Annotated in this window: 13 protein-coding genes; 7 read left to right on the top strand and 6 right to left on the bottom strand. The window is 55.1% G+C overall.

Translation table 11 applies throughout. The annotated features are described in order from the left end of the window. Positions 1–212: 212 nt before the first annotated feature. Complete coding sequence (locus ACMV5H_RS08665; protein ID WP_414821707.1) at positions 213–1,874, top strand: alpha-keto acid decarboxylase family protein; 1,662 nt, start codon at positions 213–215, stop codon at positions 1,872–1,874. Here ACMV5H_RS08665 and ACMV5H_RS08660 read toward each other — a convergent pair. Beyond that, positions 1,850–2,740, bottom strand: coding sequence for a LysR family transcriptional regulator (locus tag ACMV5H_RS08660; RefSeq protein ID WP_115159901.1), 891 nt, complete (start codon positions 2,738–2,740; stop codon positions 1,850–1,852). The two genes, ACMV5H_RS08665 and ACMV5H_RS08660, sit on opposite strands and share 25 nt — an antisense overlap. Positions 2,741–2,839: 99 nt before the next feature. On the opposite strand from ACMV5H_RS08660, the gene ACMV5H_RS08655 reads away from it, so the two are divergent. Then, positions 2,840–3,298, top strand: coding sequence for a multidrug/biocide efflux PACE transporter (locus ACMV5H_RS08655; protein WP_021807030.1), 459 nt, complete (start codon positions 2,840–2,842; stop codon positions 3,296–3,298). A gap of 69 nt (positions 3,299–3,367) precedes the next feature. Next, entirely contained in the window at positions 3,368–4,060 is a 693-nt protein-coding gene (locus tag ACMV5H_RS08650; protein WP_209524214.1) for an aspartate/glutamate racemase family protein, read from the top strand. Here ACMV5H_RS08650 and ACMV5H_RS08645 read toward each other — a convergent pair. Further along, the gene (locus tag ACMV5H_RS08645; RefSeq protein ID WP_179251714.1) at positions 4,057–5,304 is read right to left on the bottom strand and encodes an ion channel protein; all 1,248 of its coding nucleotides are present in this window, start codon (positions 5,302–5,304) and stop codon (positions 4,057–4,059) included. The two genes, ACMV5H_RS08650 and ACMV5H_RS08645, sit on opposite strands and share 4 nt — an antisense overlap. 332 nt (positions 5,305–5,636) lie before the next feature. Between ACMV5H_RS08645 and glk the strand changes: the two genes are divergently transcribed. Next, a complete protein-coding gene (gene glk, locus ACMV5H_RS08640; RefSeq protein ID WP_021807027.1) occupies positions 5,637–6,599 on the top strand; it encodes a glucokinase in 963 nt (320 codons plus the stop codon). A 58-nt stretch (positions 6,600–6,657) separates the two neighbouring features. Here the strand turns inward: glk and ACMV5H_RS08635 are convergent, their stop codons facing one another. Continuing rightward, on the bottom strand, positions 6,658–7,884 hold the full coding sequence (locus tag ACMV5H_RS08635) for an OFA family MFS transporter (RefSeq protein WP_024486104.1): 1,227 nt from the start codon (positions 7,882–7,884) through the stop codon (positions 6,658–6,660). A 384-nt stretch (positions 7,885–8,268) separates the two neighbouring features. On the opposite strand from ACMV5H_RS08635, the gene ACMV5H_RS08630 reads away from it, so the two are divergent. Then, on the top strand, positions 8,269–8,607 hold the full coding sequence (locus ACMV5H_RS08630) for a DUF2502 domain-containing protein (RefSeq protein WP_179251715.1): 339 nt from the start codon (positions 8,269–8,271) through the stop codon (positions 8,605–8,607). Here the strand turns inward: ACMV5H_RS08630 and ACMV5H_RS08625 are convergent, their stop codons facing one another. The 3 genes from ACMV5H_RS08625 to ACMV5H_RS08615 all read right to left on the bottom strand — a co-directional run bounded on the left by ACMV5H_RS08625 (position 8,608) and on the right by ACMV5H_RS08615 (position 12,383). Next, on the bottom strand, positions 8,608–9,342 hold the full coding sequence (locus ACMV5H_RS08625; RefSeq protein WP_414821706.1) for a LytR/AlgR family response regulator transcription factor: 735 nt from the start codon (positions 9,340–9,342) through the stop codon (positions 8,608–8,610). After that, entirely contained in the window at positions 9,339–11,030 is a 1,692-nt protein-coding gene (locus ACMV5H_RS08620) for a sensor histidine kinase (RefSeq protein ID WP_115159893.1), read from the bottom strand. The genes ACMV5H_RS08625 and ACMV5H_RS08620 overlap by 4 nt, the downstream gene beginning before the upstream one ends. A 108-nt stretch (positions 11,031–11,138) precedes the next feature. Then, entirely contained in the window at positions 11,139–12,383 is a 1,245-nt protein-coding gene (locus ACMV5H_RS08615) for a DUF1479 domain-containing protein (RefSeq protein WP_021807021.1), read from the bottom strand. A 169-nt stretch (positions 12,384–12,552) separates the two neighbouring features. Here ACMV5H_RS08615 and ACMV5H_RS08610 point away from each other — a divergent pair, with 169 nt between their 5' ends. Both ACMV5H_RS08610 and alaC read left to right on the top strand, forming a co-directional pair. Then, positions 12,553–13,095, top strand: a complete 543-nt coding sequence (locus ACMV5H_RS08610; RefSeq protein WP_021807020.1) for a GNAT family N-acetyltransferase — start codon at positions 12,553–12,555, stop codon at positions 13,093–13,095. A gap of 119 nt (positions 13,096–13,214) precedes the next feature. After that, on the top strand, positions 13,215–14,447 hold the full coding sequence (gene alaC / locus ACMV5H_RS08605) for an alanine transaminase (RefSeq protein WP_115159892.1): 1,233 nt from the start codon (positions 13,215–13,217) through the stop codon (positions 14,445–14,447). The last annotated feature ends 199 nt before the right edge of the window (positions 14,448–14,646 follow it).

The following is a 14,646-nucleotide window of genomic DNA, read 5'->3' as shown; positions in this document are numbered from 1 at the left end:
GTGTATGCGCTTCCACATGGGTTGTCAGAGTGTGAGATCACGCTAATTGTTCGCCATTTATTCAAACTGCTTATGGATGATCCCTGCTGCATGCTGCTGGTGCGTAGATGTAAAGCAGAGTTTCCAGTTCATCTCTGGTGATAAAGTTCGAGATTTCGGCTAAATCTCTAATACTTAATGCTAACCATTCTTCCGTTACCTAGGTGATGATCATGAGCAAGAGCTATACGGTGGCAGATTACCTTCTCGATCGGTTAGCCCAGATTGGCATTCGCCACTTTTTTGGCGTACCGGGAGATTACAACCTGCAGTTTCTCGATCATGTTATTGATCATCAGCAGATAACCTGGGTAGGCTGCGCCAACGAGCTAAACGCCGCCTATGCTGCCGATGGTTATGCCCGCTGTAAGCCAGCCGCGGCACTGTTGACCACCTTTGGTGTGGGTGAATTAAGTGCGATAAACGGCATTGCCGGCAGCTATGCCGAGTACCTACCGGTGATCCACATTGTTGGCGCCCCGGCTTTGCGAGCACAGCGTGCCGGGGATTTGCTGCACCATTCGTTGGGGGATGGGGACTTCGGCCATTTTGCTCGTATGGCGAAAGAGGTAACCATCGCCCAGGCCAGCCTGACGGCCAGCAATGCGGAAGCGGAAATCGATCGCCTATTGACCACCGCACTCTACGAGCGCCGCCCGGTGTACCTGCTGTTACCAAGTGACGTTGCTGAAGCGCCGTTGGCTTCGCGTCCGGCACCTTTGGTGTTGCGTCAACCCAATCTGTCCGACGTTTCCCTACAGGCATTTATCGCTGCCGCACGGGCAAAACTGCAGGCCGCCCATCGGGTTTCCCTGCTGGCGGATTTTCTGGCCGAACGCTTCGGTGCCGAACTCGTGCTGGAACAATGGATGAATGAGGTCAATATTCCCCATTCAACAATGTTGTTAGGCAAAAGCGTGTTGAATGAAACTCATGCCTGCTTCACCGGAACCTATGCCGGAGCCGTCAGCGATCCGCAGGTCAAGCAGCAGATTGAGGGTGCCGATGTGGTGATTAACGTTGGGGTGCGTTTCACCGATGCCATCACCGCCGGTTTTAGTCATAACCTGCCGGTGGATAAATGCATCGATATTCAGCCGTTCGAGGCGCGTGTAGGCCAGCAGGTATTCAGCCAAATCCCTATGCGCGAAGCCGTGAAGGCTCTGCACCAACTGACGTTATCGTTAGCCAGCAAGTGGCCGCTGCCGTCGATAAAACGGCCAGCATTGCCGGAGCCGAGTGCCAGCGGTCTGGATCAACATGGTTTCTGGCGGCAAATCCAAGACTTCTTGCAGCCGGGAGATATCCTGATTGCTGAGCAGGGCACCGCCTGCTTTGGCGCGGCATCGTTGACGCTGCCGCAGGGGTGCCGGTTTATCGTACAGTCCTTATGGGGTTCGATCGGCTATACCTTACCGGCTGCATTTGGCGCGCAGACTGCTGAGCCTCAGCGTCGGGTTATATTATTGATTGGCGATGGAGCCGCTCAGCTTACCGTGCAGGAGTTGGGCAGCATGTTGCGCGATGGGCAAAAGCCAGTGATTTTGCTGCTGAATAATGACGGTTACACCATCGAGCGAGCCATCCACGGGCCAGAACAGCGCTATAACGATATCGCGCAATGGAATTGGACGCGGTTATCGCAGGCTTTTTCGCTCGATCGTCAGTTGAAATGCCTGCGCGTCACCGAATCTGAGCAGTTGCGTGCGGCGCTTGATGAGGTCGGTGGTAGCGATCAACTGGCCTTTATCGAGGTAGTGTTGCCGAAAATGGACATACCCGAACTGCTCGATTGCGTGTCGCGGGCTATTCAATTGCGTAATGCGGCGGCTTGATCGGCAGCGTTTTCCAGTAAGCGATCCAATAACCACAGCCCCGCCGGCCCCGGCGGGGTAAGCTTGGACCATACGGCGTCGACCGAGATGGTTTGCGGCCAGCCACGCATTTTCAGCTCTGTCAGACGTTGCCGCCCGTACTGTTTGACCAGCCAGTGCGGTAGTATCGCCCAACCCGCCCCTTGTTCCGCCATCTCCAACAGCATCAGATAACTGGGCGCCGACCAGGTTCGCCCGCGCGGTTTGGTTGCGTTGTTACTGGTATAGGTGTTGAGGTAAAGTTGGCGGCTGCTGGCAAGGTGGGCCTGTGTCAGGGCCGGGAGACGGGTCAGCGGATGGTCATGAGCGACAAACAGCCCCATCTCAGTCTGTTCTGGTAGCCTGGAGACGGCAATCTCGGGGGGATAGTTAGGTTGTACCGCCAGCATCCCCAGGTGAGCGCGGCCAGTCTGTAGCAGATCCAGTACATCCTCCCCTTCGGCGATCATGCATTCCAGCTCAATATCCTGATAACGCCGCTCGAAATGTTTCAGCAGGTTATCGTGATGGTTGGGTTGATAGGTATCGGAAAATACGATGGTTAGTCGCGGTTCGATATTGTCCCCCAAGCGGATGCTCAGCGCATCGAGTCGCTCGCTGGCTGCGAGGATTTCCTGCACGTGGCCCAGCACCTTGCGGCCAGCTTCCGTCAATACAGGCTGGCGCGCCTGGCGATCGAACAGCGTCAGCCCAAGGTCCGCCTCCAGATTGGCAATGGCGGTGCTGATGGTGGACTGGCTTTTGCGCAGTCTGCGTGCGGCAGCAGAAAACGAGCCTAACGCGGCAGCCTCAACAAAGGCCAGTAGGGCTTCTGGGGAATAGCGCATGATGTATCTACTTTATCGATGGAACCTATTTTTAATCTACGCAAAAAACCGATGATAATCACCTGACATTTTCAATAACGGTCACAAAACAGGTGAAGTATGCAGTTGCAAAACAAGTCGTTGGTTGAACGTATCGTTCACGCCGTGGGGTTCGAAGCTATCGCCGTGATGATCTGTGCCCCTTTGGGGGCGTGGCTGCTTAACCGCTCGATGGCGCAGGTCGGGGCGCTGGCGGTCATGTTATCTACCGTCGCCATGCTGTGGAACATCGTCTATAACTCGATCTTTGATCGGCTGTGGCCGGTGAGCCGAGTGGTCAGAACGCTGAAAGTGCGTATTGGCCACGCCTTTGGCTTTGAAGCCGGGTTTGTACTGATTGGTCTGCCGATAGCCGCCTTTATGCTCAATATTTCGTTGTGGCAGGCTTTTGTGCTGGAGATCGGTTTCTTCCTGTTCTTCCTGCCTTATACCATGGCGTATAACTGGGTCTACGATACCCTGCGCCAGCGTTGGTTTGAGCCGCGCCAGGCGAAGGTTAGCAGTTCGCACAGCAAATAATTGCTTCGTCAGTCAGGTCGTTCTCGGGTAATGTCTGGTTGATAGTGAGTCACAGCCAAGGAGAACCGAATGAAAGTGTTGGGATTATTGGGCGGGATGAGTTGGGAATCCACCATCCCCTATTACCGAATGATCAACGAGCAGGTGAAACAGCGGCTTGGTGGCCTGCATTCAGCCAAAATCGTGCTCTACAGCGTGGATTTTCATGAAGTGGAGCGCTTGCAGCACCAAGGTGATTGGGAAGGCGCTGGTCGTTTGCTGGCAGCGGCCGCCGCTTCGCTGCGTGCTGCCGGTGCCGAGGCCATTGTGATTTGTACCAACACTATGCATAAGGTAGCTGATGCGGTGGAACAGGCCAGCGGCCTGCCGCTGATCCATATTGCCGATGCCACAGCATTGCAGGTACGCCAGCAAAATATCCGCCGTATCGGCTTGCTCGGCACGCGCTTTACCATGGAACAGGATTTTTACCGTGGGCGTTTGCAGGACAAATTTGCTATCGACGTAGTTACGCCGGATGCTGCCGATCGCGATATCGTACACCGCATCATTTATGAAGAGCTATGCCTGGGCAAAATCGTTGATACTTCACGCAATGAATATCGCCGGATTATTGCCAAGCTGGAACAGCAGGGCGCCGAGGGGATCATCTTTGGCTGCACTGAAATTGGCCTGTTGGTTAGCGCACAAGATGCCACCGTGCCGGTGTTCGACACCACGGCCATTCATGCGCATGCCGCTGCCGAGTATGCTCTGGCCTAGTCTTCATGTGGAGGCTGGTATTTTACTACCAGCATCAAAGGTTTGCCCGCCAGCATCAACCAGGCGGGCAACATTACAATACACAGTATCGGTAACAGGTGCAGCTCTGGCACCACCGCTACGGCCATAAACAGGCTCAGCCAGCCGTCGCGAGTTACCACCAGCACCAACCCCATAATGGCACAGGAAACGGTGATCGCTGCCGGAACCGCCGGGACATGCTGATGCAACATCAACCCCAGCGCGACGCCGATAAATACCGCCGGGAAAATACGCCCGCCGCGGAATCCGCACGCCGCTGCGACCACCAGGGCGGCCAGCTTGGTCAGAGTGATCACCAGCAGTTGGCTGGTGGTGAAACTGCCGTCGACCACCAACAGTTTCATCTCATCCAACCCTTTGAATAGGGTGATATCTCCGCCAATGACCCCAAGGATACCTAGCAGCAGGCCACCTAGCCCGAGCATCAATACCGGGTTTTTCAGCGAATGGAACATGTGGTGCATGCGTGGGAAGCACCAGATCGCCACCATCCCCAGGGCAATAGCGATCAGCGCGACCACCGAGCCGCTGAAGATATCGCGTAGCCGGGTCACATTGTAAGCATCAAGCTGTAGGGTAAAGTTCGGGGTAAAGAACATCTGGGTAGTGACGGCACCGGCGGCAGCGGCCATCAGCGGGGCAAACAGCCGATCCCACAAGGGGACTTCGTTATTTCCCCCTAGCGTTTGCGAGAAAATCAGAGCGGCGGCAACCGGTGTACCAAACATTGCGCCAATCGTGCCAGCGGCAGCGAGGATGATCCAATCCATCTTCGGCACCTTTGGCAATAACCTGGCACCCAGTGCGACCACCAGGGCAATATTGATGGCGGTGATCGGGTTTTCCGGCCCCAAACTGACGCCACCCGCCAGGCCCACCATCAAGGCTAACGCCAACCCCGGCACGGCGGCCAGCGGCAAAGGCATGCCGATCAGTGATTCGGTAGCCGGATCTGGCCCGGCATGGCCCGGCACGAAGCGTACGATTAGCCCAACGGCGATACCGGTCAGTGTAAGCATGCCGATGGTCCACCAAGGGGAATGGCTATCGATATTGAGCAGATCCGGGAGGCGAACCCACAGCCAATTCTGCAGCACGTTGGCACTTTCCATCAGCAAGATAAGGATCAGGCTGGAGGCGGAACCGATAACGATCGCGGGCAGGGCGAAGGCCAACATAGCATTGGCGCGCGGATGCAGCATGCGGGATCCCTTGTTGTCACGTCCCTGATTGGCAGGGAAAACAGAGAGTAAAGCCAGCAGAATCGCCAGGCCTCAGAGAAATGGTTTGCATAGTATATAGCTCCAACGGAGCGATTTCGCTAATGGTAGCCGCACGCGATCGCTTTCATCTCATGTTTTTTGCACCAATCTGTAACCGACGGTATAAATCGGTGAAATAGGGTCTGGCTGAAACGTTTTTTGTGATCCGGATCGCTATTGAGCAGCGGGCCGCAGAATGCCGATTGTTGTTTGGGCGGCGTGATTTTACAGTGTACCCAATTTCGCATTTTTCATTTTAGGGAGAAACACCGATGACCTATGCCCTCGTAGGTGATGTTGGCGGCACCAATGCCCGCCTGGCGCTGTGCACTGTCGAGACGGGCGAGATCGCCCAGGCGAAAACCTATTCTGGTCTGGAGTTCGATAGCCTGGAAGCGGTGATCCGCCAATACCTGGCCGAGCTGCAACTGGAGGTTCAGGATGCCTGTATCGCCATCGCCTGCCCGGTAACCGAGGATTGGGTCGCCATGACCAATCACACCTGGGCCTTCTCTATCAAAGCGATGAAAGAGAACCTGGGCTTAAAGCACCTGGAAGTGATTAACGATTTTACTGCGGTTTCGATGGCGATTCCGATGCTGTCCGAAGATGACGTGTTGCAGTTTGGCGGGGGCAAAGCGCAAAAGGATAGACCGATTGCCGTTTACGGTGCGGGTACGGGGCTGGGGGTATCACACCTGGTACACGTAAACCGTCGTTGGGTGAGTTTGCCGGGTGAAGGTGGTCACGTAGATTTTGCACCGAACAGTGAAGAGGAGGACATCATCCTGGAGGTGCTGCGTGGCGAAGTGGGGCACGTCTCTGCGGAACGCGTGCTGTCTGGCCCTGGGCTGGTGAATCTGTACCGTGCCATCGTCAAGGCAGACAAGCGCCTGCCGGAGAAGCTGCAACCCAAAGATATCACCGAGCGCGCGCTGGCGGACAGCTGTACCGATTGCCGCCGTGCCCTGTCCCTGTTCTGCGTGATCATGGGTCGGTTTGGCGGCAACCTGGCGTTGAATCTGGGGACGTTTGGCGGGGTGTATATCGCCGGGGGCATCGTGCCGCGCTTTATGGAGTTCTTCAAGGCCTCCGGGTTCCGCGCTGCTTTTGAAGACAAGGGCCGCTTTAAAGACTACGTGCGAGAAATTCCGGTGTTTATGATCACCCATTCCCAACCGGGGCTGCTGGGGGCTGGCGCTCATCTGCGGCAGACGCTGGGTATGCATCTGTAATCAACACAATAAAAAAAGGCGCTACCGGTTTGGCAGCGCCCTTTTTTTTACTCGCCTCTTAGCCGTTGGCTTTGGCCAACACAGGCTCTGCGTGAGACTCTTCTTCCTGCTCAACCGCTTTCGGCGCTTTGATAAACAGGGTAATCAGCAGTGAAATCACCGACAGCACACCCATCACCATGAAAGTCGCGTGGAAGCCGCCGAAGTGGTTGGCCACAAACGACCCAGCCAGCGCGCCCAGACCAAAGCCCTGATAAATGATGCCGTAGTTTTTGCTGTGGTTTTTCAGGCCGAAAAAGTCACCGACAATCGCCGGGAAGACGGTAATGTTGCCACCGAAACAGAAGGCAACCGCGCCGACGCAGATAAAGAACAGCGTATGGCTCAGCGTCACGAAGCTCAGTGCGGCAATCGCCAGAATAGTGACCAGCATGGTGAAGCTGATGACGCGCATACGACCTACTTTATCGGACAGGGTGCCTAGAATGATGCGGCCTGCGGTATTGAAGATTGCTACGGCGGAAACGGTGTTGGCGGCGGTGGCCAAATCCATCCCGGCCAGCTGTACGCCCATGTCTTTAACGATACCAATCAGATACAAGCCGCTCATGCAGGCCGCGAAGAAAATCACGAACAGCATATAGGCCTCTTTGCTGGCCAGCATCTGGCGCACGGTGTAATCGTTGCCCAGCGTACCGTGGTTAGCCTGTTGGTTAACCTGTACCGGTTCTTTGAGCAACATGGAACCCAGCACAATCAGCGCCATCACGATCACGCCCCAGTAGAAGAAGGCGGCAGAGACACCGGCACCGCTAATCAGGGCGGCGTTAACGTATTTGAACAACAGGCTGCCGCTGCCGAACGCCCCGACGGAGATGCCGGAAATCAGCCCCTTGTTGTCCGGGAACCATTTGATCAGGTTGGACAGGGTAGAGATGTAAGCGATACCCACCGCAAAACCGACCACCACGCCCGCTAACAGATAAATCATATCCAGCGATTGCACGTGGGCACTGGCAATCAGCCCCAGGCCGACCAGCACGCCGGAAACCAGCGTCAGATTACGAATACCAAAACGTTCTTGCAGCTTACCGGCGAACAGCGTGGCGAAGGCCAGGAAGAAGCTGGTGATCGAGAAGGTAGTAGCGACATCGCCAAGGCCCCAGTGGAACTTGTCTACCAGCGGCTGGTTGAACAGGCTCCAGGTATAGATAGTGCCGAGGCCCATCTGGCAGATGATGGTGCCGAGAACGATTAAGCTGCGATTTGCCGGTTTGCTGTTCATGGCCGGTCTCCTTCCTGTATTGGCGTTGCCCATTGGCAAAATTAGCAAGGCAACCAGAGCCCTGCGGTATGGGCTTATTATAAAGGGGGCGATCGTTGCCAATGGCGGATCGGGAATGAACTGCCGCTGCCGAGGAATGAAATGCCGTTATCTCTGCATGAGTTGCCGAATAAGGGCTAAAAAGCCGTTGGAATGCGGCCTGCCGGGCGTGATCTACATCAAAGATATGTCAGAAAGATGGCCAAAGCGCTGCGGCAAACTGTGTGGTAATTGTGAAGGATATGCCTGAAAGGCGTAATTGGGCTTTCGTCCTATAGAGAACGTACCGGTGCGGAACTACTGTGATCGGTAAATGGATCCGTTCCATGCTCTGGGAGAGACCTGATGAAAAAAGTGCTGTTGTTATTGGCTGCGTTGTTGCCGCTTTCATTGCCTGCGGTGAGCCATGCGGATATTTCTGTCGGCATCAACGTGCCTGGAATGTCGCTGCATATTGGCGATCGTGATGACCGTGGCCATTACTGGGATGGTTATCGCTGGCGTGAACCGCGCTGGTGGCACGAGCATTATGGCCCACGCGGATATTACGGCCCACCGCCAAGGGCGGTTTATTACGGCCCCCCACGTCGTGAATGGCGTGATGGCCCACGTTATTACCGCATGCCACCACCACCGCCACGCTATTACCAACGGGAACACGGCCCGCGAGGCCCACGCTGGTAACTATAACCGCATCAGTTGGCGAAACGCTTTGACCTTGCTGCGGCTGACCGGGACTTCAAAATCCAGATCGCTCAGCCGCAGAATATAGGTGTTGTTGAACCAGGGAACGATTTCCCGGATCTTGGATAGATTGACGCAATACGAACGGTGGCAGCGGAAGAAAAACTCTTCCGGCAGCCGCTGGTAAAACTCGGTGATATTCATCGGCATTACAAACTCTTCGCGCCGGGTATACACCCGCGTGACTTTCTCATCGGCGGCGGCGTAGTAGATGTCGTTGATCTCCGTGACGATGATGCGCTCGTCTTTGATCAGGTTAATGCTGTGGCTGGTACGATTCGCCGGTGCGCTAGGCTCTGGCGTCTGCGCTGGTCGGTTATGCAATGCCTCCAGCTTTTGCAGCATGGTGATGATGCGTGCCTCATGATACGGCTTGAGGATATAGTCGAACGCCTCGATCTCAAACGCCTCCACCGCATGCTCTTTATAGGCAGTGATAAACACGATTGACGGACGATGCGCAAACTTGCTGATGTTCTGTGCCAACAATACGCCGTCTAACGACGGAATATTGATATCGAGGAAAATGGCGTCAACCTGATGGGTTTGCAGATATTTCAGCACGTCCAAGCCGTCTTCAACGGTGGCTTCGATGGTGATATTGCTGTGTTTGTTAATCAGATAAGTCAGCTCTTGCTGGGCGAGAAACTCATCTTCCACAATGATGGCTTTCATAGTTGTTCCCCGGCAGGTTGTGGGCTGTTTTCGCTATGCAGTTTATTGCCGTTTTTGGTGACGTAGAAGGCGATCTCCGTTCCCGGCTCCAGCCGTCGGATGCGTAATCCTTCACCGTACAGCAGGGAAACCCGGTGGTGCACATTGAGCAGGCCGATATTGTGGCCAGGCATTTCATTGCGTTCAACGCGTTCGATCACCAGCGGATCGATGCCGTTGCCAGTATCTTTCACCGAAATCCTGACGCGATCGCCCCGATCTTTCACCGAGATCACCACCACGCCTTTCCCTTTACAGGGTTGAATACCGTGCACGATGGCATTTTCCACCAGCGGCTGGATCAGCAAGCTAGGGATGCGTACGGCAATATCGTCGTCGATGTCATAAATCACCGTCAGCTTACTGCCGAAGCGCGCCTGCTCGATGGCGATATAGTCCTGGATCTGATGCAGTTCCTTACGGATATCGATCAGTTCGTCGTTCAGTTCCAGGTTATAGCGCAGGTAACGCGACAGGTTGATGATCAACTGGCGGGCGGTATCCTGATTTAGCCGGATCGACGACGAGATGGCGTTCAGCGCATTAAACAGGAAATGCGGATTGATTTTGCTTTGTAGCGCGCGCATTTCGGCCTTGTCCGCCATTTGGCGCAGATGCTCGATGCGCGAAACCTCCATCTGGGTGGAGATAATCTGCGACAGGCCAACCGCCATCACCTTCAGCGTATTAGTGATCTGATGGGCATGGCAGTAGTAAATTTTCAGCGCCCCGGTCACCTCACCTTTTTCCCATAGCGGGATCACCAGTTGGGAATGGATCTGCGGTGCGGTCTGGTTCTCGAGGTTGTTTTTGATGATGATTTTGCCCTGCTGGATGCTTTCCAGCGTGACTCGGCTCAGCCCTGCGCGCCCGAGTGGGTAATGTTCTGCTCCCACGCCAACGTAGGCCAGCACTTGTTGGGTATCGGTGATGGCGACCGCATCGGCATTAATATCGTGGCGGATAATTTCGCAAATGGTGGCCAGCGATTCGCTATTGATATTACGGAAATAGGGCAGCGTTTTGCGGGCAATATCTAGCGCCAGCTTGGCCTGCCGTGCCGCAATAACCTCTTTTTCGTCTTCGACGCTTTGCACCAGCAGCACGATCAGGCCGATACACACCGTGCCGAGGATCATCGGCAGGGCAATTTTAGACACGATATCCAGCCCGAGTTCGGTGGGTTTGGCCCAGACAACAATCAGCAGCATGGTGAGTGATTCGCATAGCATGCCCCCCAAGATCCCGGCACGCCAGCGCTGGCCTTTCTTCACCTTCAGGTTGATATAACCGGCGCCGATCCCGGCAATAATGCTGGTGATCAGGCAGGGAACCGAGGTGATACCGTCGATATCGATCAGATAGCGGTGCAATCCGGCGATAATGCCGGTAATGATGCCAACCCAGGGGCCAAACAGGATCCCCCCGGCCATGATGGCGATCACCCGTACGTTAACCAGAGAACCTTCGACATTGATGCCAGAATAGGTACTGAACAGGGCGAACAGAGAGAAGATGGCCGTGACTGCGGCCAGTTCCAGCGGAGTATGATCTTCCTTTTGCAACAGCTGGCGAAACAGCCGGGTGCGGGTGAGGAAAAACAGGCAGATCAACATCAGGGCGGCACGATCGAATACCGCTAACAACATTTCAAAAACAGGGTGCACAACGGCGGCTCACTGCGACGAACGGGAGACCACAGTATATCACAGCGTGGCAATGACCGCGGTGGCCGGAGCACACCGCGGTCATCAGGGTTATTTAAACCCCAACTGTTCCTTGCCGAGCGGCGTCAGCAGTTCAACGGTGGCGCGGCCAATGAAATCCACTTCGAAATCATCCGCAGCAAAATCCACCGGGCTTTTACCTGACAGGAAGCTTGGCAACTGCCGTTGCAGATAGGCATCGTTCTTCTCGCAACCCGGCGCGGCGGCAATGTACATCACGTTGCTGTCGAACTCGCCGTTATGCTCGTTTTCTACCGAATGGATCACGTCACAGTGCCAGAATACCGTATCTCCCGGCTCCAGATCGGGAATAGGGGATAACCCACTTAATAAAAGGGGATGCCACTGTTCCGAGATTGATAACGCCCGGCCTGGGGCGGCCCCACACAGATCGTCATCCGCCACATCGTCTTGCAGGGCGCGCAGCAGGATATAGGCCATGGCGTTGGCGATCGGTACTACGTTCAGCGTTCCTGCATGGGTACGTTGCGGCGTCAGCGCTGTCCAGCCCTGGAAAGTGCGGAACATGGAACAAACCGCCGGTGAGGCGATCTCGCGCACTTCGGTGCGGCCATCGGCGGCAAAGGGATCGTATTGCTGCCAGTTGCCGGAGAACACGTGACGATAGACGTAGCGGAAATTCTCATCCAACCAGCGTTCGATGGTGCCGCTATCCACATGCGGAGAAAGGCCCAGTGAAGAGGAGTTTGGCGGACGGCGGCGGGTACGATCGGCATAGGTAGCAACGCGCGTTGGGTCAAAGTGCTGTTTGCCGTTGCTCTCGGTTGCCCACAGGCTGTTGAGGAACACCTGCACCGCATGCATGCGCTGATCTTGACGAGCCTCGACCTGAGGCTTCGACCAGTAAATGCCGTAGATCTGTGGCTTACTGGCGGCCAGTTTGCCAAAGTAGTTATCTTCGGCGGCATTTTTTAACCGCTCGACGAAGTTATTGCGTTCGAGATAGTCGCCAATCTCCTGATTCCAGGCCTCGGCTTTGCTGCGTGGGAATACGCCTCGAATAGCGCACACGCCGCGCTGTTTAATCAGGGCAATTTGTTGTTCGGTAACGCGTTGTTGCAGAATATCTTCGGCGTCCACCTGCGGCACCGGGTCCTGGCCGTTGGCCAGTTCCTGACGGATTTGCTCCACCTGCTGGCGAATATTGTCTTCCAGTTCCAGGAAGACTTCGCGATAGTTGGGTAAAGCCTGGCGTAACTGCTGCTTGACGCTTTTTATTGCGGTAGGCACATCATCGATAAGTAATGAAGCCATGGTGTTCTCCTTGGCCCGCCGGTGGGCGAGGATGTTAGTGGTAGGGTAGCGTTATATAGTTGCTGTTTTGTTGTAACCTGGTTAATGATTATCTGGATTTAATAGGGGAAAATAAAGGGATATCTTTCATTCGTAACTTCCTCTTTTTCGTTTTTCGGAGATTTTCCTGATGAAATTGGAAACACCTCGCTTGCTGCTGACATCGCTAACCGCGGATGACTGGCCGTTATTCCTACGTCTGTTCCAGGATCCCCAGGTGATCCGTTACATTGCCGATCCGCTGCCGGAACACGAGATCCGCGAACGTTTCGAAGCACGCTTGCCCACATGGGATAAGCATTGCGATCGCTGGCTATGCCTGGTGATGAGAGAAAAAAGCAGCGGTCAAGCGGTGGGAATGACCGGGTTTCGCCCTGAGTGGTCCCCTTGCCAGCAGGCCGAAGTGGGCTTTGGCAGCCTGCCGGAAGGGCAGGGGAAAGGTTATGGCAAAGAGTCGCTGCCCGTGATCTTGGACTTTGCCTTCAATGCCTGCGGGTTTCACAAAGTGTATGCCACGGTGACAGAGGGGAATTTAGCCTCACGGGGTCTGTTGGAGAGCTGTGGTTTTCAACTGGAAGGGACGCTGCGTGACAATTTCCGCCTGGCGGACCGGTGGTGTAATGACTGGCGGTTGGGGTTGTTGGCGACGGAATTTGCGGCTGCCGAACGGTAAAAAAATTGTTATGCGAGGGGCTCGACAGCCTGACAAGGCTGAGTTATGTTCGATGTTCGGCCATTCTGTGGCCAACGTCGCTCGGATGGTCCGGGCGCTAACGTCTCTTCGAGGTAACTATGTCTGATAACAACCCGCGCCGTTTCACGCGCATCGAACGCCTGCCCCCTTATGTGTTTAATATCACCTCTGAACTGAAGATGGCTGCACGCCGTCGCGGGGAAGATATTATCGATTTCAGCATGGGTAACCCGGATGGCCCGACGCCGCCGCATATCGTAGAGAAACTCTGTACCGTAGCCCAGCGTGATGATACACATGGCTACTCAACCTCTCGCGGTATTCCGCGCCTACGCCGTGCTATTTCGCACTGGTATCAGGAACGCTATCAGGTCGATATCGATCCCGAGAGCGAAGCCATTGTGACCATCGGCTCGAAAGAGGGCCTGGCGCACCTGATGCTGGCAACGCTCGATCATGGGGATACGGTGCTGGTGCCGAATCCAAGTTACCCGATCCATATCTATGGCGCGGTGATCGCCGGTGCGCAGGTGCGTTCCGTGCCGCTGGTGGACGGCGTGGATTTCTTTGGTGAGCTAGAGCGCGCCATTCGTGAAAGTATTCCGCGGCCAAAAATGATGATCCTGGGCTTCCCATCCAACCCGACTGCGCAGTGTGTAGAACTGGATTTCTTTGAGCGGGTAGTGGTACTGGCGAAGCAGTATGACGTGCTGGTGATACACGATCTGGCCTACGCCGATATCGTCTATGACGGCTGGAAAGCGCCTTCGATCATGCAGGTGCCGGGAGCCAAAGACATTGCGGTAGAATTCTTCACCCTGTCGAAAAGCTACAATATGGCCGGCTGGCGTATTGGCTTTATGGTGGGGAATCCTGAGCTGGTTAGCGCATTGGCACGTATTAAAAGCTACCACGACTACGGCACCTTTACGCCGCTGCAGGTGGCCGCTATCGCCGCATTGGAAGGCGATCAGCAGTGCGTGTTGGACATTGCCGAGCAGTATCGCCAGCGCCGTAACGTGCTGGTGAAAGGGCTGCACGAAGCTGGCTGGATGGTAGAGAATCCGAAAGCCTCGATGTATGTGTGGGCAAAAATTCCTGAGCCTTACGCGCACTTGGGGTCGCTGGAGTTCGCCAAGCGTCTGTTGGCGGAGGCTAAAGTGTGCGTATCGCCAGGGATCGGCTTTGGCGATTACGGCGATACCCATGTGCGTTTTGCCTTGATTGAAAACCAGGATCGTATCCGCCAGGCGGTGCGCGGTATCAAGGCGATGTTCCGTGCCGATGGATTAATCAAGCCAGCTAAAACGGCGACTCCTCCTACCAAATAACACCCCATCTTGAGGGGACTGATGTGTTGCCTGAGATTAGGCAATCGCTGTTGCCCCTAACCCTCTCCCTGTGGGCTGAGTGATCCCCAGTAATATGGTCAGCATCCCATGACCATATTACTGTACTCATTCCCTAACTTTTTCAGCATATTAACTATATTCATCCGTCTCACTATTCCCGCTCTGTCTCTCAGGACCT

It is taken from the genome of Serratia sp. N21D137 (assembly GCF_047530005.1).
GTDB classification, from domain to species: Bacteria; Pseudomonadota; Gammaproteobacteria; order Enterobacterales; family Enterobacteriaceae; genus Chania; species Chania fonticola_B.
The sequence above is the reverse complement of the archived record's forward strand: the minus strand, read 5'-3'. Positions and strand labels throughout refer to the sequence as shown.

Coding starts and splice junctions, on each gene's coding strand:
- ACMV5H_RS08645 (WP_179251714.1), bottom strand. CDS start 5,304: ATGCTGCATCCGCGCGCCAATGCTATGTTGGCCTTCGCCCTGCCCGCG.
- ACMV5H_RS08660 (WP_115159901.1), bottom strand. CDS start 2,740: ATGCGCTATTCCCCAGAAGCCCTACTGGCCTTTGTTGAGGCTGCCGCG.
- ACMV5H_RS08625 (WP_414821706.1), bottom strand. CDS start 9,342: ATGAAAGCCATCATTGTGGAAGATGAGTTTCTCGCCCAGCAAGAGCTG.
- ACMV5H_RS08630 (WP_179251715.1), top strand. CDS start 8,269: ATGAAAAAAGTGCTGTTGTTATTGGCTGCGTTGTTGCCGCTTTCATTG.
- glk (WP_021807027.1), top strand. CDS start 5,637: ATGACCTATGCCCTCGTAGGTGATGTTGGCGGCACCAATGCCCGCCTG.
- ACMV5H_RS08635 (WP_024486104.1), bottom strand. CDS start 7,884: ATGAACAGCAAACCGGCAAATCGCAGCTTAATCGTTCTCGGCACCATC.
- alaC (WP_115159892.1), top strand. CDS start 13,215: ATGTCTGATAACAACCCGCGCCGTTTCACGCGCATCGAACGCCTGCCC.
- ACMV5H_RS08650 (WP_209524214.1), top strand. CDS start 3,368: ATGAAAGTGTTGGGATTATTGGGCGGGATGAGTTGGGAATCCACCATC.
- ACMV5H_RS08610 (WP_021807020.1), top strand. CDS start 12,553: ATGAAATTGGAAACACCTCGCTTGCTGCTGACATCGCTAACCGCGGAT.
- ACMV5H_RS08615 (WP_021807021.1), bottom strand. CDS start 12,383: ATGGCTTCATTACTTATCGATGATGTGCCTACCGCAATAAAAAGCGTC.
- ACMV5H_RS08655 (WP_021807030.1), top strand. CDS start 2,840: ATGCAGTTGCAAAACAAGTCGTTGGTTGAACGTATCGTTCACGCCGTG.
- ACMV5H_RS08620 (WP_115159893.1), bottom strand. CDS start 11,030: ATGTTGTTAGCGGTATTCGATCGTGCCGCCCTGATGTTGATCTGCCTG.
- ACMV5H_RS08665 (WP_414821707.1), top strand. CDS start 213: ATGAGCAAGAGCTATACGGTGGCAGATTACCTTCTCGATCGGTTAGCC.